The organism is Acinetobacter sp. G11, from assembly GCF_049808495.1.
In the GTDB taxonomy this organism is placed as follows: domain Bacteria; phylum Pseudomonadota; class Gammaproteobacteria; order Pseudomonadales; family Moraxellaceae; genus Acinetobacter; species Acinetobacter kookii.
On the sequence record NZ_JBNCAT010000083.1, the window covers coordinates 1 to 784 of the forward strand.

2 protein-coding genes are annotated in these 784 nt (G+C 40.7%); both read right to left on the bottom strand.

What is annotated here, in order from left to right; genetic code table 11:
* Window positions 1–143: 143 nt before the first annotated feature.
* Window positions 144–539 carry a hypothetical protein gene (locus ACPUEY_RS14080; RefSeq protein WP_425122470.1) on the bottom strand — a complete coding sequence of 132 codons (396 nt, stop codon included), beginning with the start codon at window positions 537–539 and terminating at the stop codon, window positions 144–146.
* A 12-nt stretch (window positions 540–551) separates the two neighbouring features.
* A partial coding sequence (locus ACPUEY_RS14085) for a hypothetical protein (protein ID WP_425122471.1) occupies window positions 552–784 on the bottom strand: 233 nt, incomplete at its 5' end.

Sequence of the window (784 nt, forward strand, 5' to 3'; positions counted from 1 at the left end):
ACTTTTGTCTTAAGTCTTTATCGTAGAAATCCACGGCATAAGTAGGGATTCCCTGTGGCTTCGCTAAGAATTTCTCCGCTGTACTCTTTGCTTCACAATTAAAAGGTCCTAATATATCTTCAAGTGATAGCTGATCGACCATTTTAAACGCCTCCGCTATTTAAATCTTTCATATCCCTTAGTTGTATCTTCAAAATGTTTATAATTTCTGTTGTTGAGTTATAAGCATTTCTCCATCTCATACATGACGCTTCCGCTTGCGCTTCCGCTTTTCTATGTTCACTTGCTGCAAACTCCGCTTGCATTTCACGTTCCTTTGCCGTTCCGTTCGGATTGTAAGTAAAGCATTTCGATATTGTTTCTTTCCGAATCGCTTCAGCCATTTTCCAATCACTTAGCGCTGCTGCGTGTAATTTTCCCGTCAGTGAAAGGATGTCGCCGTATATTTTTAACTTTTGTAGCAAGTCACCAGGAAGACTTTCATCCAGCCCCGCTGCTCTTGCGTACAAATCCTTCAATTTATCTGCATCTTTATCCATTTCTCATCACCCTTACGCTGCCGCATTAATTCCGCGCTGTATCATGTAATCCACCAGGTACTCATTCATCTTGTTTCTGAACCTTTCTTCAAAGAAGTAACTAAGCTTGTCCATTCCATCAGCGAAGGTAATCGCTTTTCTTTCGAACACAAGGTACTCGATTAACAGCCAAGTACTAGTAATTCCATCCTTCTTTGCTTCTGTGTACATATCCATAACCGTCATAGCATTACACTCCTTTTTCG

What these genes read in the sequence shown, in the direction of transcription:
- ACPUEY_RS14080 (WP_425122470.1), bottom strand. Translation starts at nt 539, where the DNA reads ATGGATAAAGATGCAGATAAATTGAAGGATTTGTACGCAAGAGCAGCG.